Origin of the sequence: Neisseria sp. P0006.S009, from assembly GCF_051962915.1 — a bacterium.
In the GTDB taxonomy this organism is placed as follows: Bacteria; Pseudomonadota; Gammaproteobacteria; order Burkholderiales; family Neisseriaceae; genus Neisseria; species Neisseria subflava_E.
Genome location: NZ_JBQCUV010000004.1, coordinates 226,841 through 247,774 on the forward strand (window position 1 = coordinate 226,841; position 20,934 = coordinate 247,774).

The 20,934-nt window shown below is 48.2% G+C and carries 23 protein-coding genes and 1 other RNA gene; 11 read left to right on the forward strand and 13 right to left on the reverse strand.

Annotated features, from left to right (window positions below; all coding sequences use genetic code 11):
• Positions 1–191: 191 nt before the first annotated feature.
• Entirely contained in the window at positions 192–1,859 is a 1,668-nt protein-coding gene (locus tag ACTHTK_RS08820; RefSeq protein ID WP_107723083.1) for a ShlB/FhaC/HecB family hemolysin secretion/activation protein, read from the reverse strand.
• Positions 1,860–2,069: 210 nt separating this feature from the next.
• On the reverse strand, positions 2,070–2,978 hold the full coding sequence (locus ACTHTK_RS08825) for a Dyp-type peroxidase (protein ID WP_308881039.1): 909 nt from the start codon (positions 2,976–2,978) through the stop codon (positions 2,070–2,072).
• Positions 2,979–3,081: 103 nt separating this feature from the next.
• Between ACTHTK_RS08825 and ACTHTK_RS08830 the strand changes: the two genes are divergently transcribed.
• The gene (locus tag ACTHTK_RS08830; protein ID WP_308881040.1) at positions 3,082–4,170 is read left to right on the forward strand and encodes a metallophosphoesterase; all 1,089 of its coding nucleotides are present in this window, start codon (positions 3,082–3,084) and stop codon (positions 4,168–4,170) included.
• 141 nt (positions 4,171–4,311) lie between these two features.
• Entirely contained in the window at positions 4,312–4,902 is a 591-nt protein-coding gene (locus tag ACTHTK_RS08835; protein WP_107723086.1) for a LemA family protein, read from the forward strand.
• Positions 4,903–5,009: 107 nt separating this feature from the next.
• On the opposite strand, the gene ACTHTK_RS08840 is transcribed toward ACTHTK_RS08835, so the two are convergent.
• From ACTHTK_RS08840 to ACTHTK_RS08855, 4 genes are read right to left on the reverse strand one after another with little or no spacing between them, the layout of a single operon-like run.
• The gene (locus ACTHTK_RS08840; RefSeq protein WP_107723087.1) at positions 5,010–6,122 is read right to left on the reverse strand and encodes an SGNH/GDSL hydrolase family protein; all 1,113 of its coding nucleotides are present in this window, start codon (positions 6,120–6,122) and stop codon (positions 5,010–5,012) included.
• A complete protein-coding gene (gene patB / locus ACTHTK_RS08845) occupies positions 6,119–7,147 on the reverse strand; it encodes a peptidoglycan O-acetyltransferase PatB (RefSeq protein ID WP_107723088.1) in 1,029 nt (342 codons plus the stop codon). Before patB ends, ACTHTK_RS08840 begins: the two co-directional genes overlap by 4 nt.
• 10 nt (positions 7,148–7,157) lie before the next feature.
• Positions 7,158–8,594, reverse strand: a complete 1,437-nt coding sequence (locus ACTHTK_RS08850) for an MBOAT family O-acyltransferase (protein ID WP_440378179.1) — start codon at positions 8,592–8,594, stop codon at positions 7,158–7,160.
• A gap of 46 nt (positions 8,595–8,640) precedes the next feature.
• Entirely contained in the window at positions 8,641–9,279 is a 639-nt protein-coding gene (locus ACTHTK_RS08855; protein ID WP_107723090.1) for a DedA family protein, read from the reverse strand.
• A gap of 230 nt (positions 9,280–9,509) precedes the next feature.
• Between ACTHTK_RS08855 and hda the strand changes: the two genes are divergently transcribed.
• The 5 genes from hda (at position 9,510) to ACTHTK_RS08880 (ending at position 12,878) form a co-directional block, all read left to right on the forward strand.
• Complete coding sequence (gene hda / locus ACTHTK_RS08860) at positions 9,510–10,178, forward strand: DnaA regulatory inactivator Hda (protein ID WP_070826137.1); 669 nt, start codon at positions 9,510–9,512, stop codon at positions 10,176–10,178.
• Positions 10,175–10,843: an HAD family hydrolase gene (locus tag ACTHTK_RS08865; RefSeq protein ID WP_107723091.1), complete on the forward strand. Its 669-nt coding sequence runs from the start codon at positions 10,175–10,177 to the stop codon at positions 10,841–10,843. Before hda ends, ACTHTK_RS08865 begins: the two co-directional genes overlap by 4 nt.
• A gap of 59 nt (positions 10,844–10,902) precedes the next feature.
• Positions 10,903–11,217 (forward strand): TonB family protein, encoded by a 315-nt coding sequence (locus tag ACTHTK_RS08870; RefSeq protein ID WP_003747161.1) that lies wholly within the window; start codon positions 10,903–10,905, stop codon positions 11,215–11,217.
• 19 nt (positions 11,218–11,236) lie between these two features.
• Entirely contained in the window at positions 11,237–11,836 is a 600-nt protein-coding gene (locus ACTHTK_RS08875) for a uracil-DNA glycosylase (RefSeq protein WP_107723092.1), read from the forward strand.
• 256 nt (positions 11,837–12,092) lie between these two features.
• Positions 12,093–12,878 (forward strand): endonuclease/exonuclease/phosphatase family protein, encoded by a 786-nt coding sequence (locus ACTHTK_RS08880; protein ID WP_107723093.1) that lies wholly within the window; start codon positions 12,093–12,095, stop codon positions 12,876–12,878.
• A gap of 169 nt (positions 12,879–13,047) precedes the next feature.
• Here ACTHTK_RS08880 and ssrA read toward each other — a convergent pair.
• The 3 genes from ssrA to ACTHTK_RS08895 form a co-directional block, all read right to left on the reverse strand.
• Positions 13,048–13,410: a transfer-messenger RNA gene (gene ssrA, locus ACTHTK_RS08885) on the reverse strand.
• 112 nt (positions 13,411–13,522) lie between these two features.
• Positions 13,523–14,737 carry a pyridoxal phosphate-dependent aminotransferase gene (locus ACTHTK_RS08890; RefSeq protein WP_107723100.1) on the reverse strand — a complete coding sequence of 405 codons (1,215 nt, stop codon included), beginning with the start codon at positions 14,735–14,737 and terminating at the stop codon, positions 13,523–13,525.
• Between the two features lie 84 nt (positions 14,738–14,821).
• The gene (locus tag ACTHTK_RS08895) at positions 14,822–15,037 is read right to left on the reverse strand and encodes a tautomerase family protein (protein WP_107723101.1); all 216 of its coding nucleotides are present in this window, start codon (positions 15,035–15,037) and stop codon (positions 14,822–14,824) included.
• A 165-nt stretch (positions 15,038–15,202) separates the two neighbouring features.
• On the opposite strand from ACTHTK_RS08895, the gene ACTHTK_RS08900 reads away from it, so the two are divergent.
• Positions 15,203–15,802 (forward strand): MlaC/ttg2D family ABC transporter substrate-binding protein, encoded by a 600-nt coding sequence (locus tag ACTHTK_RS08900; protein ID WP_107723654.1) that lies wholly within the window; start codon positions 15,203–15,205, stop codon positions 15,800–15,802.
• 59 nt (positions 15,803–15,861) lie between these two features.
• Here the strand turns inward: ACTHTK_RS08900 and efp are convergent, their stop codons facing one another.
• From efp to ACTHTK_RS08915, 3 genes are read right to left on the reverse strand one after another with little or no spacing between them, the layout of a single operon-like run.
• Positions 15,862–16,422: an elongation factor P gene (gene efp / locus ACTHTK_RS08905; protein ID WP_070608205.1), complete on the reverse strand. Its 561-nt coding sequence runs from the start codon at positions 16,420–16,422 to the stop codon at positions 15,862–15,864.
• A gap of 42 nt (positions 16,423–16,464) precedes the next feature.
• A complete protein-coding gene (gene earP / locus ACTHTK_RS08910) occupies positions 16,465–17,622 on the reverse strand; it encodes an elongation factor P maturation arginine rhamnosyltransferase EarP (protein ID WP_371459090.1) in 1,158 nt (385 codons plus the stop codon).
• Positions 17,623–17,653: 31 nt separating this feature from the next.
• Positions 17,654–17,932, reverse strand: a complete 279-nt coding sequence (locus ACTHTK_RS08915; RefSeq protein ID WP_107723103.1) for a hypothetical protein — start codon at positions 17,930–17,932, stop codon at positions 17,654–17,656.
• A 102-nt stretch (positions 17,933–18,034) separates the two neighbouring features.
• Between ACTHTK_RS08915 and nadE the strand changes: the two genes are divergently transcribed.
• Positions 18,035–18,823, forward strand: coding sequence for an NAD(+) synthase (gene nadE / locus ACTHTK_RS08920; protein WP_107723104.1), 789 nt, complete (start codon positions 18,035–18,037; stop codon positions 18,821–18,823).
• A gap of 68 nt (positions 18,824–18,891) precedes the next feature.
• Here nadE and ACTHTK_RS08925 read toward each other — a convergent pair whose 3' ends face one another.
• On the reverse strand, positions 18,892–19,092 hold the full coding sequence (locus tag ACTHTK_RS08925; protein WP_003747144.1) for a protein MIGRI: 201 nt from the start codon (positions 19,090–19,092) through the stop codon (positions 18,892–18,894).
• 116 nt (positions 19,093–19,208) lie between these two features.
• Here ACTHTK_RS08925 and metX point away from each other — a divergent pair, with 116 nt between their 5' ends.
• Both metX and metW read left to right on the forward strand, forming a co-directional pair.
• Positions 19,209–20,348 carry a homoserine O-succinyltransferase MetX gene (gene metX / locus ACTHTK_RS08930; RefSeq protein WP_107723105.1) on the forward strand — a complete coding sequence of 380 codons (1,140 nt, stop codon included), beginning with the start codon at positions 19,209–19,211 and terminating at the stop codon, positions 20,346–20,348.
• Positions 20,345–20,926 (forward strand): methionine biosynthesis protein MetW, encoded by a 582-nt coding sequence (metW, locus tag ACTHTK_RS08935; RefSeq protein ID WP_004519858.1) that lies wholly within the window; start codon positions 20,345–20,347, stop codon positions 20,924–20,926. The genes metX and metW overlap by 4 nt, the downstream gene beginning before the upstream one ends.
• Positions 20,927–20,934 lie beyond the last annotated feature (8 nt).

A 20,934-nucleotide genomic window follows, 5' to 3' on the forward strand; every position in this document is an offset into this window, starting at 1 on the left:
TCTATTGAGGAAATTTTTGAATGTATTAACATTGTTATGAAATTTTTTACAATCATACCACCAGTATGGCCTTGTGTGCACTATTTCAAATGCAAATAAAAACCGCTCATCTTATTGATATTAATAGAAAATTAATAACGTTAAGATGGGCGGTTTATATATTGGATAAAAGGATATATATTTACATAACTTTAAAATGGAATGCGTAAAGAAACGGTCACATGATCCTGTATTTCGCTGTTTGATTGGTTGGGCATGCGTGCAAAACCTTTGCCATAGTCGGCAGAAAGTTGCCATTTGTCCGCTTTGCCCAAATTCAAACCTGCAACTACGCTCATGGCGCGTTGCGAACCTTCGTTATTGTTTTTGGCAACGCCGATGTCTGCGCCCAGATAAGGCTCGATATAGATGCCGTGGGGCGTATTGCGGCGGAAATAAACGGTATTGCTCAACAGGACTGCGCTGTTTGCGCTCAAAGAAGTCGAACGGAAACCACGTACATTTTGATAGCCGACGATGTCCATTTCTTTTGCGGCAAACAAATCATGCGGGCTATATTGGGCATCGATTTGGTGATGGTTGCGCACGATCCATTTACCCAATGGACGGTTTTGAATCAAATTGCTTTGCAAGGATACAGAGGTATAGCGCTTGTCGAACGGCGTATGTTCGGTATTTTTTGCAAACCCTTGTTCCACGCCGATATTGTTGAGCCAAATACCGTTTGGCAGGATGGCTGTATGCGACAGGCCGACTTGTGCCGAATAGATTTCCGGACTTTGCAATTCCAGTTTGCTGTCGGCAAATTTTGCAGTCTGTTTCACATAATCGATACCGGCATAGGCGGAGGTAATGTGTTTTTGACTGCGTGAAAATACGCGGTCTGCTTTGATTCCTGCCGCTTTGGATTTGGAGCGGTAGGCATAGCGGGTCACGCTGGGCGTTAAGATGCTTTGCGATTGCGACGCGGCGGCGTAAGTGCTGAATGTCCATGCGCCATAAGGAACTTGGTAGAACAGGCTGCCGCCGCGACTGTAATGGCTGTCGTGGTTGTTTAGATTGGTATAGCCGTTTAGATAAAGGGAGTCGCTCAATCCCAACGGGCTGCCAATATTCAGGCTACCGCGCAGTGTCGTGGTATTGGGTTTACTGCCTTTATTGTCGATGGTAATGCTGCCGCCCCAATGTTTTTCGGCATCGTTGTTGAGTTGGATGGAGGCGGTGCCGTCATCATGCGGATAAACATCGATGCTGACGTTGTTGCCGACAACATGGTTTGCCTGTTCGATACCTTGGTCGAGGTATTGGATGTTCAGCGGTTTGCCTTGATGATTGGGGAAGAGGGTGTCGACGTTAACTGTACGGGAGCCGCCGGTAATCTCACGGATTTTGCCTTCGATGACGGCCAATTTCAAAACACGCTCGGGCGTGGTTTCAAATTTGATTTGCGTATGCGGATAGCCTTGAGCGATATACTCGGCAACGATGTCCCGGTTCAGTTGGTTGATGCTGTTTTGATTGACACATTTGGGGAGCTTGGCTTCAATCTTTTTGGAATCGATGAGTGTAATGCCGGAAAGCTCAATACCCGTGTAATCCAAGCATTCGGTATTGTTTTCAGACGGCCTCTCTTGTTTAACCGCGTCGTTATCTTGTTTTTTCTGTAAATCCCATGCCGACTGCTCGCGTGTTTGGATTTCGACGGAATGAATTTGATCGAGGTTGTCGCGGAAGTCTTTGTCGAATTGGTTGGGTACGTTTTTATCGATTTGATCGAGGGGATTCGGCGTATTGGCCGCATAGGCGTTTAGCGCGGAAAGAATCAATACGGGCAGGGGAAGAAGGCGGGATTTATACATGGTGTCGTAATTTTATAGAGATAATAATTGGGTTTATTTTATCGAAAATAGCTGCTTGGGGCGTATCAGTTTTTATCCTTGTCTGCAATCAGGGTTTATGAAGCAATAATGGGATAAATTTCTATGATAATACCATAAAAATATTAATGGGATTTGAATAACAAAAACCTGCCTTTGAAAAGGCAGGTTTTTCAGACGGCCTGTGAGCCATTAAAGATTTTGCAAACGTTCGACAGAAGGCGCGTAGTAGTAAGCGCCTGATACGGCTTTAGACAAATATTTCAGCAGTAAGTCGGTTTTACCGTCTGCATCGCCGAACATATTGAGCAGTTGAACTTCAATATTGTGCAGCGTGTTGCAATAGGATGTGAACATCAAACCATGTTCGCCACTGAGTTTGCCAAAGGGTAGGCTGCGGCGGACAATTTTTAGGTCAACGCCGTTTTCTTTGACATTGACGCGGCCGAGATGGGAGTCGGGCAGGCGTACATCTTCGCTGAATTCATCATTGGTTTCTTTGCTGCGGCCCACGCTGGCTTCTTGTTCGGCAGTAGGAACGGCATCCCATTTTTTCAAATCGTGCAGGTATTTTTGCAGCAAAACATAGCTGCCGCCGGCATCGGGCTTGCCTTCGGGAATAATGGCGACATTGCGCACATTGTCATCGCCCTGCGGATTTTCCGTACCATCGACAAAACCGTCCAAGCCGCGGTCTTCATACAGGCGCAGGCCGTGTTCTTCAGTGGATACGCGGATGCTGTCGCCGAATGCGCCTAAAACAGATTGAGCTAAGGCATAGGCGGCTTTTTGCTCGGTGGCTTGAATGTGGATATAGAGATCGTGTTGGGTGGAGGGGGCGAGGCCGTTGCCCAATTCAGGGAAAGGTTTGATTTCACTGCCTTCGTCAGTATGGCCGAACGATTGCCATGCGCGGCTGCCGAAGGCAATGGTCAAACCCAAAATATCATTTGGAAAACGGGTTTTCAGTTTGGCCAAGGATTCCAAAGAAAGGCGGCAGGCAGATTTGATGTCTTCGTTGCGGCCGTCCGAAATGTCTGCTTCGATAAAAATACCGGCTTGTGCGTGATCAGGAATAATGGCTGATTGAGGGTGGCTCATGAAGATTCCTTTCAAAATATTATGGGTTTTTACGCGGTAGATTATACACTGAAAGTTTCAGACGGCCTAAAATCTGCCTTTTGATTTTTTAGGGCGGAAAGGCATGTTTGGCAAGATGTTTTTTGTGAGCGTCATTCTGTTGCAAGTGTTTACATTTGGGCTTGGGCGTTCGTTGCAATGGCTGTTTGCGCCTTGGATTGGCAAAGTCGGCAGACGTTGGCTGATGGGTATTTCCTATTTCATTACAAACGGCTTGTTGGTCGGCTTGCTGCTGGAATTGGGGCATATGATGTTCCGCATGGTGGCGTTTTGGATGGTGATCTTGCTGTTTGTGATGTATGCCGCGCTGGCGACATTTATCCTGTATCTTTTGCTGCGCCGTTTTATGGCACGCCAACCGCTTTCTCGAAGCCTGCGGCTGTTTGCGCCTTTGTTTGTGGCCGGTTTGCTCGGTTTTGGGATGTATAACGCCTATACGCCCGTTGTCCGCTATCAAACCGTATTCATCAATAAGAAAATGGATAAGCCGCTGCGTATCGGCGTGGCCAGTGATTTGCACTTGGGAATTTTGTTTGGCGCGCGTCAATTGGACAAGCTGACGGACATCATGAAGCAGGAACAAGTCGACATGGTGTTGCTGCCGGGCGATTTGATGGACGATACCGTCGATGCATACCTGAAAGAAAACATGAAACCGCATTTGCAGAAGCTGACTGCGCCGATGGGCGTTTATGCCACTTTGGGCAATCATGACTGGTTCCGCGATCAGAAGCGCATCAAACATGAATTGGAAGCGGCAGGATTGACGGTTTTGGCCAATCAGGTTTTGGAAGTGAATGGTGTGTTGCTGGTAGGACGGAGCGATGATTTGGATCGCAAGCGTCCCAGTGCGGAGCAGCTTTTAGAAGGTCAAAATACCCAATTACCGGTTTTATTGATGGACCACCGGCCTACTTCAATCGAAACCCATGCCCGGCTGCCGATTGATGTGCAGGTTTCCGGCCATGTCCACAACGGCCAAGTAGCACCTGCCAACCTTATCGTCCGTACGCTTTATCGTCTCGCTTATGGTTATGAAGCAATCGGCAACGGCCATTTCTTCACCACTTCAGGCTACGGCTTCTGGGGTATTCCCCTGCGTTTGGGTTCGCAATCAGAAGTGTGGGTTATCGACATCAAGTCAAAGCATTGAAATAAAAATATAAACTTCAGGCCGTCTGAATTTCAGACGGCCTTTTTTATGAAAATTGGGAAAAATATTGAAATTGGATTATAATCGATGTTAATAAAATCAGCCACCGATATGAGTGGCATCATAACTAGGGAACTCACTATGGGCATTATCAGTCTTGCACTTATCTTCGTATCAATCGCCGCTGTCTTATTGTATTTCAAACAACAGTTGAAAGACCGCAAAAAAGACTGTCGCGAATCCTTTGTCTCTTTGCGCATTGCGCTCGACTGCCGACATCAGGCTGTCCGTCATGTATTGGATGCATACAGCAAACACCTGCAAGAGCAGGGCATTGCATTGGATCAAAACGTTCAGCAGATGTGTGCCGAAGTCGAAACCGCATTGGCGCAAACTGCCAAAACATTTTCCGAGTCCAAAATCAAACATCTGTGTGAAGCCGAAACAGCATTGAATCATGCGCTGAAAAAATTGCAAACTGCCGTCAAAGGCCTTTTGAAACAGTATCCTGATGAGAAATTGGCCGGTTTGATGGAAATGCTGGATGCAGCAGAGGCGGAAGTCGCATCGGCACGCCGCACTTACAACCGCAGAGCCGGAAGCTACAACCATCATTTGAACAAATTGCCCAACCGCCTTGTCGCCAAGCCATTAGGCTTTGACAAGCAGGTAAGATTGGTTCGTTTTACGGAAAACCAAACGCAACGAATGAGTAGCAATATGTTGGCTTAAAAATTAAGCAGTTTGCTAAATAAGCGATAAACAAAAGGCCGTCTGAAATATTAATTTCAGACGGCCTTTTGTGTGCTCTTAATGAAAAGTACTTAGGCTTTTGCAATTTATTGGGCAAAGCGGATTAGGCTGTCGGCAAGTTTATCGGCTGCAGTTTCATAACCTTGTGCAGAGAAGTGAACGCCGTCTTTGGCTGCCAAGCCTTGAGCCATCCAGTTTTTCATGCTGCATGCCCCGCCCATCGCATCCTGCCAAGACCAGAACATAATTTTTTCGTCACGGGCAACGCGTTGCTGCATTTGTTGTACTTCGCTGAGCAAGACAGGGCGGTTGCCGCAGCTTCCGTAGGCGGTTTTCAAAGATTCCGGAGCACCGAGGATCAGGATACCTGCGTTGGGCAGGGTGTTTTTGATTTGACGGATGTAATTGCGCCATGTCCGCTCGGTAGAAGAAATATCGAGGTTGCCGGAAAAGGCTTCATTGGTACCGTAGGCAAGAATGATTAAATCGGCTTTGGTTTGTGCCAAATCTTCCCACATACCCGGCCGCCATTTTGACCATTGGGATAACTGTGCGCCGTTGATGCCCATGGCGGAAACGGTTACGCCGCGTCCGGGGCGTTCGATGTTAATGAAACCGATTTGCCAAGGCATGCTGCTGCTGAGGGTCATCGGCAGGGAGGCATTGGTACGCACCAGTTGCCAACCGTTTTGTGTGGCAGGGATTTCTCGGCCGTTGACGGTCAGGGTTTGTTCGGACCAAACTGGTTTGCCGAAGATGGAGATTTGTTGCATATCCATGCTGCCGTCGGCTGCGCTTAAGGTAACGCTGCCGCCATCGGCGCGTGCTTCAATCCCGCCGAAAGAAAAATCGCTGTGTGATTTGCGGCTGCTGATGGTGTTCCAACCGCTGCCGCTGTAACGGACGGTTGCCATGCGCTGGCCTTTGACGGTATTAGGATAAACCCAACCGATACCGCCGTTGCCCCATTGTTGTTGCAAACGGCGACGCAGGCGGTCGGTGAAATAGTCGCCGGCGGTGTGGGAGTCGCCGACTTGGATAATGCGGAATTTGCCGTCTGAAGTATGGTTGAGCTGTTGCAGTTTGTTCAGCCAGGCAGGACGGTTGGAGCCGTAGTTGCTTAACAGGCCGTCATTGGTTGCGCAGGCGGTAATAGGGAGTGCGAGAAGCGTGAGGAGTAAGGTTTTATTAAATTTCATGGTTGTATATCGTGTGTAAAATTAATTTTTTCCATAATTTTTCCGGCCAGTAGTTTTTGGCCTTCTGCGGAAAAGTGAATGCCGTCCTTGCTGCGGTAACGGATGATTTTTCCATCTACTTTGACAGAGTCGGCATATTCTTCTGCGCCATTGCTCAACAGTTTGTCGGTCGGCAGCCAAATGGCTTGAGGCGACACCGTACCCGACAGGATTTTGTCGAGGTAGCGCATCTGTTCGTTGAGCTTGGCTTTTTTCATGTAAGGAATGCCCAGCCAAATGACTTGGACATCATGTGCGGAGGCTGCATCAAGAATACGGCGGACGCGGTTGAGGTATTCTGCCTCCCATTCGGGGGAGGCGAACTTCAGGTATTTTTTACCCATCGGGAAATCCCAAGGGTCGTTAGGGCCTAAGAATACAACCAAAACGCGGATGTCGGGTTCTTTTTGCAAAGTTTGTTCGATGGTTTTCGGCCAGTCGAAGAAGTTGGGGTAGGACAAACCGGTGCTTTGTTTGCTGAGGTTGACCGATTGTACGCCATATTCTTGCTTGAGGTGCTTTTGTACGAAAGGTGCAACGCCCTGCATCAGCGAGTCGCCGGCAAAGAAAACTTTATTGCCTTTTTTCAACACGACCTGCGTTGCCGACTGATCAGCCTGATTGCTTGGCTCGCTGGCGGCGGTATCCGTATTGTTAGCCGCATCGGAAGCAGCAGAGTCTTTTTGATTGTCCGATACTTCAATGTTTTCCGTATTTTCAGACGGCCTTGTTGTTTCAATGCCAGAGTCTTCCGAAGCTAAAGCGTCTTCTGTTTCCAGCGAGGCTTTCAGGCCGTCTGAAAATTCGTAGGCTTTTTGTTGCCAATCCGCACCGATACGCCACCAAGCATATTCGGATAAAGGCTCAAGCGGACTGTTTTCATGATAGGTCTGCTGCCAATAGGCATTGATGGAGTTTTGGGCAAACCACGTCAGTGCAACCGCACTGAGCAGAATCGAAACAAACAGGGAGATAAAGCGTTTCATGTTCTGCTCCTTAGAAGTTGGCATAAATAAAGCCGGGAATGCCGGACGGGGCGAAGACGATAATCAGTGCGAGGATAAGCGTGATGGGGATAAACCACAGCCATGCAGGCAGTTTGTCCAAGCCTTTTATCGATGCTTCAAATAAGCGGAGTAAATACGGGTATAGCAAAAGCATCATCGCAAATGCACCCAGCAACATGAGGTCGGTCGGCAGAGGCGCGTTCCAACCTTTATCATTGGCAAATAAGGCGCTGAACAGCATTTCCGTATCGGCAAGCGTTGCGCTGTTGAAGACGACAAAAGCGAAACAAACGAAATGGAAGGTAAACAGCCAGGCAAGCGGTTTGCCGATTTTCAGACGGCCTAAGGCATTGCGGCCGACGATTTTATCGCCGCAGTTAAGGAACACCAACGCCGCACCGTGCAGCGCACCCCAAATCAAAAAGCTCCAGCCGTAGCCATGCCAAATGCCGGAAAGCAACATGGCAATCATCAGATTGAGCTGGGTGCGTCCGAAGCCTTTTTTGCTGCCGCCCAAAGGGATATAGATATAGTCGCGAATCCAAGTGGACAGGCTGATGTGCCATCTGTCCCAGAAGTCGCGGATGTTGATGGCGCGAAGCGGCGTGGCAAAGTTTTTCGGCAGCTGGAAGCCGAGTAGCATGGCCAAGCCGATGACCAAATCCGAGTAGCCGGAAAAGTCGAAAAAGAGTTGGAAGGTGTAGCCATAAATCGCAGACAACACGCCCCAGCCGTCGAACTGGGCCGGATTTTCAAAAACAGGTGATACCCAGCCTTCCGCCAATACGCCGGCAAGCCACCATTTTTTAGCAATGCCCAATACAATCAGGCCGACCGCCAAAGCCGGATAAATCAGCTGGCGTGCCTGTTTGGTGCGGATTTGCACCAATGCCCCCGCCTGTTCGCCATCTATACTTTTAAAAGCAGCCGCACGGATAATCGGGCCGGATGTGATGGTGGGGAAGAAGCTCAGGTGCAGTAGGAGCTCATGCCATTCAAAACGGTCTCCCTTAGGCTCGCGGTAGCAATACACCATGTAAGCCAGCGATTGGAAAGTGTAATAAGACAAGCCCAAAGGCAAAAGGATGTCGATGACGGCGCTTTGCCCCGTATATTGCTGAATAATTGGGCGGAAAAAGTCGAAATATTTGAAGAAACACAAAACAGTCAATGCCGCCGAAATACCGCAACCCAGCCAAAATTTGCGGATATTCTCGTTTTCAGAAAACATCAGCACGCTGATCAGGTAAACCACAGACGAGTAAACCAAAATCAGCGCGGCAAAAATAGGGTCGATACGGTAAAGCCAGCCTAGCCCGGCAACCAAAAGTAAAACGTTTTGAACTTGCGGCAAACGTGCAAATGCCCAGTACACTGGCAAAAATACGATAAAGAATACCGCAAACTCAATAGACAGCAACGGCATGACAATTCCTTGATGTGTTTAAACTTTCAAACTTTTCGATTGATTGTTATTTTTTGGCGTTAAGTTTGGCGCGGACGACTTCGACTACCGCAGGTAAAATCGAAATCACGATGATTGCCGCCATAACTAAGCCCAGATTGTTTTTGACGACGGGGATATTGGCGAAGAAGTAGCCTGCATAGGAAAACGACAATACCCACAACATCGCGCCGATAATGTTGTAACGGATAAACGTGCCATAGTGCATATCGCCCATGCCTGCGACAAATGGCGCAAACGTCCGCACAATCGGCACAAAGCGCGCAATGATGATGGTTTTGCCGCCGTGTTTTTCATAGAACGCATGGGTTTTTTCCAAATACGAACGGCGGAAAATTTTGGAATCAGGATTGGCAAACAGTTTTTGTCCAAAATATTTGCCAATCATAAAGTTGGCCGCATCGCCTAGAATGGCGGCCGCTAAGAGCAGCAATACCATGACGTGGATGTTCATGCCGCCGATGGCCGCAATACCGCCTGCAGCAAACAGCAGTGAGTCGCCGGGTAAAAATGGTGTTACGACCAAACCGGTTTCGCAGAAAATCACAACAAACAAAATCGCGTAAATCCACGGGCCGTATTGGGCGGAGAGGTGGACAAGGTGTTGGTCGATATGGAGGATGAAATCAATAAGGATAGAAATCACTAGGGTTCCCCAAATAAAAAGGCCGTCTGAAAAAGAACAGACAAATGTTTCGGCGAGAAGTTCGACATTGTAAAACCAAAGCGGAATAAAACCAATGCCGTAAGCGCGTCAAGATATGTTTAGAAGTGCAGATATGTTGCAGGTATAGGCTTCAGACGGCCTTTATCCTTGATGGTGGACGGCAAAACAACGTAAAATAAAGCCGATTTCAACCTAACCGGTGCGCCTTTGTGAACCAGCTCATCTTCGATTTTGCCAGCCATGATTATCCCGGCTTCGACAAATTTCTGGGAACAGAAAATGCCGAGCTGGTGTATGTGTTGCAGCACAAACATGGGCAGTTTATCTATGTGTGGGGCGAAGAGGGCGCAGGCAAAAGCCATCTCTTGCAGGCATGGGTCGCACAGGCGCTCGATGCCGGACGAAATGCCCTCTATATTGATGCCGCCGCCACGCCGCTGACAGAAGCCGCGTTGGATGCAGAATATCTCGCCATTGACCAAATCGAAAAGCTCAATAATGAAGAACAGGCTTTACTGTTTGCCATCTTCAACCGCTTCCGCAACAGCGGCAAAGGCTTTTTGCTTTTGAGTTCCGAATATACGCCGCAACAGCTCGTTATCCGCGAAGACCTGCGCACACGCATGGCGTATTGCTTGGTTTACGAAGTCAAACCGCTGACCGACCGGGAAAAAATCAATGCGCTCGTCAGCATGGCGGCCGCCCGTCAGGTAACCATCGATCCGGAAATCTTCGAATACCTGCTGAACCATTGGCGGCGCGATATGGACAGTCTGATGCAAATGCTCGATACCCTTGACAACTACGCCGTTATGATGGGCAAGCGTATTACTTTGCCGCTTTTGCGCCAGCTTTTAAAACAACAGGAAACCCAATGAAAAACCTTGCCATTTTCGACCTCGACAACACCTTAATCAATACCGATTCGGATCACTCCTGGCCGCAATACCTGATTAAAAAAGGCATAGTCGATGCGGCTGAAACCGAGGCGCAAAATGAAAAGTTCTACCAAGACTATCAAAACGGTTGTCTTGATATCGATGCCTTCCTCAAATTCCATCTCGCGCCTTTAGCCCGTTTCAGCAAGGAGGAATTGGCTGAGTTTCATCGCGAGTTTATGGCCGAATATATTGTTCCGCATATTTCTCCGATGCAGCGTATGCTGGTGCAAAGCCATCAAATGGCGGGCGACGAAATGCTGGTTATTTCTTCGACCAACGAATTCATCATTACCCCAATCTGCCATCTTTTTGGTATTCACAACATTATCGGCACACAGCTTGAAACCGGCGAAGACGGCCGATATACCGGCAACTATGTCGGTATGCCCAGCCTGAAAGAAGGCAAAATTACCCGATTGAACCAATGGCTTGCCGAGCGAGGCGAGACCTTTGAAAGCTACGGTAAGGTTTATTTTTACAGCGACTCCAAAAACGACTTGCCGCTGCTTCGTATCGTGGATGAACCTGTCGCCGTCAATCCGGATGCCGAGCTGGAAAAAGAAGCCAAAGCAAAAGGTTGGCCGATTTTGAATTTCAAATAACGACGAATCAGGCCGTCTGAAATATTTAACCTAACCACAACCCTAATAAGGACTAAAACATGAAAACGACTAAACTCCTCGCCTCAGCCCTGTTGTTTGCCGCTGTATTCGGTACAGCACAAGCAGCCGATACCGAAACTCTGGAAGCCATGAAAGCGCAAAACGGCAGCGTTAAAACCGTTTTGATGGATGTCTTCACAACTCCTGCCGGCAATGTTGACCGCGTGAATATCATTCAATCCAGCGGCAATCCTGAAATGGACGAACGCGCAGTGAAAAGCGTTTCCAAATATCCTTATCCGAAACGTAAAACTGCATCTAAATACCAACATACCGTTACTTTTGAGACCAATGTTGAAGTAATCAACAACTGACTTGGAATGGAGACATTAGATGTTATCTGAAGAAAAGGAGGATCTTATTGAAGGGTTAATTGATGAAATTAAAAATATGCGTGGTGATCCCTTAGAATATACGGGTAACAAGCTTGTTATCAGTCGTGGAAATTCAAAAGCAAAGTTGTTAATTATCGGTGAAGCTCCTGGACCAATAGAAAACGAAGAGGGAGAACCTTTTAGAGGTCCTGCTGGTATTCTGCTAGACGAGATGTTGGAGAGTGAGAAATTTAAACTAGACCAGGATATATATATTATTAACGCGGTGTTTCGCATGCCACCAGGTAAAAATGGAAAAAAGTTCGGTCGGCCAAGTACTAAAGTGATTGAATATTACCGCCCGTATATTTTGAAGTTCATTAGACTGATAGAACCAAAGATAATAGTTTTGCTTGGTAATTCTGCATGCAAATCAGTATTGGATAAAGTTGGAATTACTAAGTTGAGAGGTGAGTGGAAATGTGAGAAAGATATTTGCCATTTTATTATGCCGACCTATCATCCTTCGTATGTGCGGATGAAAAAGAATCAATATCTGAATCTGGTAAAAAATGATATCAAAATGATTCGCAAGAAGTTTGATGAACCTACTATGTAAAAGAGTCTAATGCAAGTTATACTGTTTTTGTAGTTCATATTGCTTGATAATGATTGGTTGTAGTCGAATAAATATTGGTTGTTATTAAATTGAATGATGAGATAATGTGGAGTACACTTCTATTTGGAAGGCGTTTTGATTGGGAAATTCCCTGTCAAAACGCCGTTTTATTCTTTAAACAAGTATAACCAAAATTGCCGTAAAACCACACGCTCCGGTGTTATACTGAAACAAATAAACCGCTTCATCACACATCATGTCTCCCCGTCCAGTTACCATTACTTCCTACAATATGCACAAAGGCATGTCTGCGCTCAACCGCAAAGTGCAGGTCAACCGCATGGCTGACGCGCTGGGTGCATTGGGTTCGGACGTTTTGTTTTTACAAGAAGTCCAAGGACAACATCTCAACAGAAGCCGCCGTACCGACTTTCCCGATGCGCCGCATTACGACATCATCGGCGACAGCCTCGATTATCATCGCAGCTACGGCAAAAATGCCGTCTATCCCAAACGACACCACGGCAACGCCATTCTCAGCCGCCTACCGCTGAAAACGGAAAACAACCTCAACATCAGCGTCAATAAACTCGAACAGCGCGGCCTGTTGCATTGCGAAGTCGTGCCCGAAGGTTGGGAAGATCCGCTGGTGTGTCTGTGCGTCCACCTCAATCTGCGCGAGCCTGACCGCCTTAAACAATACCGCGCCATCAGCAACTATGTTGACCGCCATATCAACTCTGACAGCCCCTTGATTATCGCCGGTGATTTCAATGACTGGCGGCAGAAATCAGCCCATGAGCTGGGCAGGGCATTAGATTTGAACGAAGTATTTGTCGATAATACAGGCAAACGCCCCAAAACCTTCCCTTCGCGCCTGCCCATCCTCAGTCTCGACCGCATTTACACGCGCAATCTTGATGTCATCGATTCTGAAATCCACAACAGTAAAGACTGGCAGTATTTATCAGATCATCTTCCATTGAGTGTAACGGTTAGACCGCATCGTAAAATGAATATGAAATCCGATAGAAAAATGTAAGGCTGAAATCTTTTTTAAAGCAAAGCACTATTGGCAATGTATCGAAAGAAAAAGTTTTTTCACTCAGATATTTGAGACAAAAACAGGCCGTCTGAAAAGTTTCAGACGATCTGTTTAAGTTTATAAAAAAGCGCAAACCTTTTTAAATCAAAAGTTTGCGCTTTAAATCTGGTGGAGGCGGGGGGAATCGAACCCCCGTCCGAAAGTCCTCTACAGAGCGTTCTACATACTTAGTTGTGTCTATTTAGAATCTCGTTCCCATCATGCCGACCAACAGGCCTTCAGAGAACCAGTTACCTTAAATCTCGTTTCCTGCCAAGTAACCCGACAGAAAACCAGTCAATGTAGAATGACGTTGCGGTAGCTTGCGCTACACAGCCCATTGACCAACTGCTGCAACGGCAGGCCTTAAGCGGCCAGTGCGTAAGTTTCGTCGTTTGCGACTATTTTGATTCAGTGTTTAACGGGAAATCTGAGACCCCGGTATGCCCGCATCTGCTTTGCAACCCCCGTCGAAACCAAGATCGCCCCCAGATAGGAAAAGTTGATTATACGCATGTCAACAGGCTTTGCCAAGTTGCTGTTTGATTAAAAAGGCCGTCTGAACAGCGGTTTGCTTTTTCAGACGGCCTCTTTGTTTAGGTTTATTGATGGTAGTTTTGCAAGAAGCGTTTGAGTTTGTCCATGGCTTCTTCGATTTGATGAACGGGCGGCAGGGTAACGATACGGAAGTGGTCGGGGCGTATCCAGTTAAAGCCTGTGCCTTGTACGAACAAGACTTTTTCACGCACGAGTAAGTCGTAGATGAATTTCATGTCGTCATGAATGCCGTACATTTCGGTATCGATTTTGGGGAACATATACAATGCGCCCATGGGTTTGACGCAGGATATGCCCGGAATCTGGTTGACCAGTTCCCATGCTTTGTTGCGTTGCTCGAGCAGGCGGCCGCCGGGGAGGAGGAATTCGTTGATGCTTTGGTATCCGCCCAAGGCCGTCTGAATGGCGTGTTGCATGGGTGTGGTGGCACAAAGGCGCATAGACGAGAGCATGTCGAGGCCTTCGATATAGCCCTTGGCATGATGTTTCGGGCCGTTGAGTACCATCCAGCCTTGGCGGAAACCGGCCACGCGGTAGGCTTTGGAGAGGCCGTTAAACGTAATGGTCAGTAAGTCGGGGGCGAGGGCGGCAATGTGATGGTGTACGGCACCATCGTAAAGAATTTTGTCGTAAATTTCGTCGGCGAAAATAATCAGGCCGTGTTTGCGCGCTAATTCGGCGATTTCGAGCAGGATTTCTTTGCTGTACACCGCGCCGGTAGGGTTGTTGGGATTGATGATGACGATGGCTTTGGTTTTCGGTGTAATTTTGGCTTCTATATCGGCCAGGTTGGGGAACCAGTTGTTTTCTTCGTCGCATAGATAATGGCGGACGGTACCGCCTGCCAGTGTCGCGGCGGCGGTCCACAAAGGATAGTCTGGTGCAGGAATCAGGATTTCGTCGCCGTCGTTGAGCAGCGCCTGCATGGACATGGTAATCAATTCGGAGACGCCGTTGCCGATGTAAACATCGTTGACGGTAACGTCGAGCAGTCCTTTGGTTTGGTAATAGTGAACGATGGCTTTGCGTGCGGAGTAAAGGCCTTTGGAGTCGCAATAGCCTTGTGAAGTCGGCAGGTTGCGGATGACGTCAACCAAGATTTCATCAGGCGCTTCAAAGCCGAACGGAGCCGGATTGCCGATATTGAGTTTGAGGATTTTGTTGCCTTCTTCTTCCAGTTGCAGGGCTTTTTTGTGAACTGGGCCGCGAATATCGTAGCAAACGTGATCCAGTTTGGATGATTTAGGGAATTTCTCCATGATGTGTGTTCCGTAAAATTGTTAACAATGGGATAAATGTACTCTTTTTGTGGGTAAATTAAAAGAGCTTCAGACGGCCAAGGCTTACTTATTGCGCGCTTCGGAACGGCGAACCGTCACGCTTTTGCCGCCTATGCCCCAGTTGTCCATATCGATTTCGTCGATGACGACGACGGTCGTCTCAGGGTTTTTGTTGAGAACGCGAGTGAGTAATTCGGTGACGCCTCGGATTAATTCGGCTTTTTGCTCTGCATTCGGGGCTTCGCTGCCGCCGGTTACTTTGATGTTGACATAGGGCATAGCTTTTTCCTTTTAAAATAGCGTTCACATGTTATCTTATTTTTATCAGGCCGTCTGAAATTTGATTGCAGGATTTTTCATTGCTCATGACTGCTTTTACAAAGAATTAAGTTTTTTGGAATAGATTGTTTTTACAATGCGGTTTTATTTTGGATGGATATCGTCATGAACCGTTTTCTTCAGACTTTGATTGTGGCCGCACCGATGGTAATTGCCGCGCCTTATGTGGCGGCGGAAACGCATCCGGCGCAAAAACAGATGCAGCAGAACATTGATGCCGTGTTGAAAATTGCACGTAACACGTCTTTGACAGAGGCGCAACGTGTGAAACAGGTTGAGCAGTATGCCAACCGTTATCTGGATTATGAGCGTATTTCGGCTTTGGCGGTTGGTGCGCCATGGCGTGAATTTTCTGCTAAACAGAAAACCGATTTTATCCGTGCATTCAAAGACATGGTCATTGCGATGTACTCGCATTCCGCGTTAATTGGCGCGGCAGATGCGAATGTGCGCCTGTTGCCGAAGATGACGGAAAACGGCAATAAGTTTGACGTTTTCTCAGAAATTCAGACCAAAAAAGGCACTAAGTATGAAGTGGCCTACCAGCTTTACCAAAGTGGCGGTGCGTATAAGATTTACAACATCCGCGTGGACGGTACCAGCTTGGTAACGGTATACCGCAACCAATTTGGCGAGCTGATTAAGAGCAAAGGCATTGACGGTACGATTGCGACTGTTGCAGCCAAGGGCTTGAAGAAACAATAAGGTAGATTGATAAAAAGGCCGTTTGAATGTTCAGACGGCCTTTTTGTGTTACGGGCTGATTAAGCACGTTTGCGGAATTCGCCGGTACGGGTATCGATTTCGACTTTGTCGCCGTTTTCGATGTAAGACATCACTTGGATTTCGGTGCCGCCAACCAGACGTGCGGTTTTCATTACTTTACCGGAGGTATCGCCTTTAACGGCAGGCTCGGTGTATTCAACTTCGCGAACGATGATGGTAGGCAATTCTACGGAGATTGGGTTGCCTTCGTAGAAAGTGACTTCACATACGTCTTCCATGCCGTCAACGATGAATTTCAACGCGTCGCCGATGTTGTCGGCTTCGATTTCGTATTGGTTGAATTCTTCGTCCATGAAGACGTACATTGGGTCGGCAAAGTAGCTGTAAGTACAGTTTTTGCGGGCCAAGATTACGACGTCGAATTTGTCGTCGGCTTTGTAAATGCTTTCAGAAGCGGCACCGGTCAGCAGGTTTTTCAGTTTCATGCTGACTTTGGCGGAAGAGCGACCACCTTTGATATATTCGGTTTTTTGAACAACCATAGGGTCGTTGCCAACCATGAATACGTTGCCGGCGCGCAGTTCTTGTGCTGTTTTCATTGTAGTTTTCCAATCAAATCGGTTGTAATAAAACGCGCTATTTTAGCGTATTTTTTTGTGCTTTGAAATAAAGGCGGCAAGTTTTTCAACGGCACTTTTTTGAGCAAAAAGTCCGTCCCGCCATTTTGCCGCGCTTTGCCGCCATTCGTTTTGATGTGCCGTCAGGGTTTGCCATGCCTGCAGGCGTTGGCTGTCGCTGAGTGCTTCGCCGTTGTTGAGTTCGTCGGAAAGGCGACGGTGTGCCGTGGCGACAACATCCGGATAAACCTGATGCGCTTTGTCCCAAAACGCGTGCAGCTTGTCGAGATGGATATTTTCTTCTTGCGGGTAGATGTGCCAAAAGAAAGGCTTTCCGGCGAGCTGGGCGCGAACAAAGCTGTCTTCACCGCGTATGACAGCGCCGTCGGCAAGGTTGAGCAGTTTGTCGAAATCCTGTTGGGGGACAAAAGGGATTTTGATCAGGGTAATGTGTTCGCTCTGATACATATCGCCGTCTTCAAGCAGGGCATTTTGCGGCACTAGGCCGCTGTTTTTCAGGCTGGCGATGATTTGTGTACCTGCAAATAGCAAGGTAATGGGTTGGCAGGCCTGTTGCCACATGGTCAGCCATTTTGCCCAAATATCGCTTTGATAGCCGAAAAGTAGCCATTCGGGCGCATTTTTTGCGGGAAGTTTGAGTTGTCGGCGTAAGGCTTCCGTATCAAATCCGGCAGATTCGGCGTAATCGCATTCGCGCAGCAGGCCGCCGCTTTTTTCGCTGAAACCCATAAACCAAAAGTATTTCTGTATGCCGCCGGCTTGGGGCGAGGGCATTAAGTGCAGCCTCTCGTTGCTGTCTTCCGCGCTGAGGTATTCCCAATTGAGCCAAAGCAGTCGGTGTCGGCGGATGATGGATTGAACGTTGTCGGGCAGTTCGCAGGCGAAGGTTTCGATGACGATGTCGGGGGTAGGGACTGTATCGGTATCTTCGGCATGATCGGCTTGCCAAGCGTGAATGCCGATGCCTTGATGGATATTGGGAATCGAGGCTAAGTCAGGACAGAGTGCCTGAAGGGACGGAAAGTCGTCTGTCCACAAATGCACTTGCCAGCCGAGTTCGCGTTGCAAAACACGCGCCAGCCGCCATGAAACGCCGATGTCGCCGAAGTTGTCGATGACGTTGCAGAAAATCCAGCAGGTATAAGGTGGGGTGGTGTTCATGGAAAAATATGCCCAAGGCCGTCTGAAAATATCAGAATGCGCCGAAATAATGGAACAAATAAACAATCAGCAAAATAATCGGGATAAACATCCAAATGCTTTGCCGTTTCAATTCAGGCTCTTGTTTGAGGTGGTGTTTGATGACGTCAACGAGGACGAACTTGAATAGGAACGTGGCTTCGCAAGCAAGGATGATGCCGTTGATGAGGTGTTGCGTTTTGTCTTCGGGCGGGTTGAGGGCAAACCACAAAAGGGTGGCGAGCGGAATCAGGCAGATGATGAGCCAGCGCAGAAGGATGGGTTTGGACATGGTGTGCGTGCAAGAAATAAAAAGGGCATTATACCCTGTCGTCTTTCAGACAAGTGCAAATCAGGCTATCATTCGTTTTATTTGAAGCGAACATTTATCCCTATGCAAACCCAAGCCATCATCCGCCATATTGTTCAATGGCTCAAAGATTACGCCGAGCAGGCGCGTGCCAAAGGTTTTGTCGTCGGCGTATCCGGCGGCATCGATTCTGCCGTGGTTTCCACACTTGCCGCGCAAACCGGTTTGTCGGTTTTGTTGTTGGAAATGCCGATTCGTCAGAAATCCGACCAAGTCAACCGCGCGCAAGAACACATGGGCCGTCTGAAACAGCGTTATCCGAATGTAAAAGCGCAAAGCGTTGATTTGACCCAAACTTTTGATACTTTTGCCGATACCGTTGACGTCAGTGAAACCGAATTTCCCAACAAACAGCTGGCACTTGCCAATGCACGCAGCCGCCTGCGCATGACGACGCTTTATTATTACGGCCAGCTGCATGGTTTGCTGGTGGCGGGGACAGGCAACAAAATTGAAGATTTCGGCGTCGGTTTCTTCACCAAATACGGCGACGGCGGCGTGGACATCAGCCCGATTGCCGATTTGACCAAAACTCAAGTGTACGCGCTAGCAGCCGAACTGGACGTATCGGAAGACATTCAAAAAGCCGTACCGACGGACGGACTTTGGGATACCGAACGTACCGATGAAGAACAAATGGGCGCATCTTATCCTGAACTCGAATGGGCGATGAGCGTGTATAGCAGCCACAAGCCTGAAGATTTTGAAGGCAGACAGCGCGAAGTTTTGGCAATCTATACCCGATTGCACAAAGCCATGCAGCACAAAGTCAATCCGATTCCGGTTTGCAAGATTCCGGAAGAATTGTTTTAAGTTTGAATATCAAAAGGCCGTCTGAAAACGCTGGATTAAGGTTTTCAGACGGCCTTTTATATTTTATTTCAATAAGAATTGGGAATATGCTTGAAAAACAGCATCATCAAATACCAAAACAGCGTAGCCGCCGCCGCGCCCAGCAATACCCACGCGCTGATTTTGGCGATTTCCCGAATGGTGCGCTTTTGTTGGCGGCTGAACAAACGGTTCACAATCAATGCAGCGATGGCGCAAAAGAAAAAAAATCGCAAAAGCCTGCCTATCATTCCACATTCTCCCAAAAATATTGCCTTTAATCAGGGCAGGCCGTCTGAAGCCTCATGCACAAAACAAAAACGAAACGTTATAATACCCCTTTTGCCGCTTCACTTGGAAATTACAAATGACAACAAATGCCTCAGTGGGCATTGTAACGCCCCAGAAAATCCCGTTTGACACACCGCTTGCTCTGGAAAACGGCAAAACCTTACCTCGTTTCGACCTGATGATTGAAACCTACGGCACACTCAATGCCGACAAAAGCAATGCCGTCCTTATCTGCCACGCCCTGTCAGGCAATCATCACGTTGCCGGCAAGCACAGTGCGGAGGATAAATACGCCGGCTGGTGGGACAATATGGTCGGCCCCGGCAAACCCATCGATACCGAACACTTTTTTGTGGTCGGTTTGAACAACTTGGGCGGCTGCGACGGCAGTACCGGCCCTTTGTCCGAAAATCCTGAAACCGGCCACGAATATGGCGCGGATTTTCCGGTTGTAACCGTCAAAGACTGGGTGAAGTCCCAATCCATGCTTGCCGATTATCTCGGTATTCAAAAGTGGGCGGCCATTGTCGGCGGCAGCTTGGGCGGCATGCAGGCATTGCAATGGACGATTTCTTTGCCTGAACGCGTTGCCCACGCGCTCGTTATCGCTTCTGCGCCTAAACTTTCCACTCAAAACATCGCGTTTAACGATGTTGCCCGTCAGGCGATTTTGACCGATCCCGATTTCCATGAAGGCAATTACCGCAGCCATCATACCGTTCCTTCACGCGGTTTGCGTATCGCGCGCATGATGGGACACATTACCTATCTTGCCGAAGACGGCTTGGGTAAAAAATTCGGCCGCGATTTAAAATCAGACGGTTATCAGTATGGTTACGGCGTTGAGTTTGAAGTGGAATCTTATCTTCGCTATCAAGGCGACAAGTTTGTTGGTCGCTTTGATGCCAACACTTATCTTCTGATGACCAAGGCACTCGACTATTTTGACCCGGCCGCCGATTACGGCCACAACCTCACGCGCGCTGTGGAGAATGTACAGGCCAAATTCTTCGTTGCCAGCTTCAGCACCGACTGGCGCTTCTCGCCACAACGTTCGCATGAATTGGTCAAGGCATTAATCGCCGCGCAAAAATCCGTGCAATACATTGAAGTCAAATCCAATCACGGCCACGATGCCTTCTTGATGGAAGACGAAGCCTATATCCGCGCGGTTGCCGCTTATATGAACAACGTTTACAAGGACTGCCAAAAATGAATCTGCGCGACGATTTGCAACTCATTTACGATTGGATACCCGAAGGCAGCCGCGTACTTGATTTAGGCTGCGGCGACGGCGAGCTGTTGGCTGCGTTGGTGGAACATAAAAATTGCACCGGCTACGGCGTTGAAATAGATACCGACAGCGTGATTGCCGCCATATCCCGTGGCGTGAATGTCATTCAGGCCGACTTGGAAGAAGGTTTGGTGGCTTTTGGCGATCAAAGTTTTGATGTGATTGTCTTGAGCCAAACCATTCAGGCGATGCAGAACACGGAAAAAATCCTGCGCTGCCTGATGCGCGTGGCCAAGCAGGCTATTGTCAGCTTCCCTAATTTCGGCTACTGGCGCAACCGTTTTCAAATCGCCGTTGGCGGCCATATGCCGGTTTCCGAGCGGATGCCGTATCATTGGTACGATACGCCCAATATCCATTGGTGTACCCTCAAAGACTTCGATTTATTGTGTGCCAAAAATAAAATCCGTGTGCTTGAGCGTGCGGTCATGACGGGCAACCGACAGGTCAAACATCTGCCGAATTTATTGGGCAGTCTGGCGTTTTATCGCGTAGGTTGATTGCGGTC

Bases quoted from the DNA above. Each gene is read 5' to 3' on its own strand.
- ACTHTK_RS08870 (WP_003747161.1), top strand. From the start codon at position 10,903: ATGAAAACGACTAAACTCCTCGCCTCAGCCCTGTTGTTTGCCGCTGTA.
- efp (WP_070608205.1), bottom strand. From the start codon at position 16,422: ATGAAAACAGCACAAGAACTGCGCGCCGGCAACGTATTCATGGTTGGC.
- ACTHTK_RS08925 (WP_003747144.1), bottom strand. From the start codon at position 19,092: ATGATAGGCAGGCTTTTGCGATTTTTTTTCTTTTGCGCCATCGCTGCA.
- ACTHTK_RS08850 (WP_440378179.1), bottom strand. From the start codon at position 8,594: ATGCCGTTGCTGTCTATTGAGTTTGCGGTATTCTTTATCGTATTTTTG.
- metW (WP_004519858.1), top strand. From the start codon at position 20,345: ATGAATCTGCGCGACGATTTGCAACTCATTTACGATTGGATACCCGAA.
- ACTHTK_RS08840 (WP_107723087.1), bottom strand. From the start codon at position 6,122: ATGAAATTTAATAAAACCTTACTCCTCACGCTTCTCGCACTCCCTATT.
- ACTHTK_RS08835 (WP_107723086.1), top strand. From the start codon at position 4,312: ATGGGCATTATCAGTCTTGCACTTATCTTCGTATCAATCGCCGCTGTC.
- nadE (WP_107723104.1), top strand. From the start codon at position 18,035: ATGCAAACCCAAGCCATCATCCGCCATATTGTTCAATGGCTCAAAGAT.
- metX (WP_107723105.1), top strand. From the start codon at position 19,209: ATGACAACAAATGCCTCAGTGGGCATTGTAACGCCCCAGAAAATCCCG.
- ACTHTK_RS08900 (WP_107723654.1), top strand. From the start codon at position 15,203: ATGAACCGTTTTCTTCAGACTTTGATTGTGGCCGCACCGATGGTAATT.
- ACTHTK_RS08880 (WP_107723093.1), top strand. From the start codon at position 12,093: ATGTCTCCCCGTCCAGTTACCATTACTTCCTACAATATGCACAAAGGC.
- ACTHTK_RS08875 (WP_107723092.1), top strand. From the start codon at position 11,237: ATGTTATCTGAAGAAAAGGAGGATCTTATTGAAGGGTTAATTGATGAA.
- ACTHTK_RS08825 (WP_308881039.1), bottom strand. From the start codon at position 2,978: ATGAGCCACCCTCAATCAGCCATTATTCCTGATCACGCACAAGCCGGT.
- ACTHTK_RS08865 (WP_107723091.1), top strand. From the start codon at position 10,175: ATGAAAAACCTTGCCATTTTCGACCTCGACAACACCTTAATCAATACC.
- ACTHTK_RS08915 (WP_107723103.1), bottom strand. From the start codon at position 17,932: ATGTCCAAACCCATCCTTCTGCGCTGGCTCATCATCTGCCTGATTCCG.
- ACTHTK_RS08830 (WP_308881040.1), top strand. From the start codon at position 3,082: ATGTTTGGCAAGATGTTTTTTGTGAGCGTCATTCTGTTGCAAGTGTTT.
- ACTHTK_RS08890 (WP_107723100.1), bottom strand. From the start codon at position 14,737: ATGGAGAAATTCCCTAAATCATCCAAACTGGATCACGTTTGCTACGAT.
- ACTHTK_RS08895 (WP_107723101.1), bottom strand. From the start codon at position 15,037: ATGCCCTATGTCAACATCAAAGTAACCGGCGGCAGCGAAGCCCCGAAT.
- ACTHTK_RS08820 (WP_107723083.1), bottom strand. From the start codon at position 1,859: ATGTATAAATCCCGCCTTCTTCCCCTGCCCGTATTGATTCTTTCCGCG.
- patB (WP_107723088.1), bottom strand. From the start codon at position 7,147: ATGAAACGCTTTATCTCCCTGTTTGTTTCGATTCTGCTCAGTGCGGTT.
- earP (WP_371459090.1), bottom strand. From the start codon at position 17,622: ATGAACACCACCCCACCTTATACCTGCTGGATTTTCTGCAACGTCATC.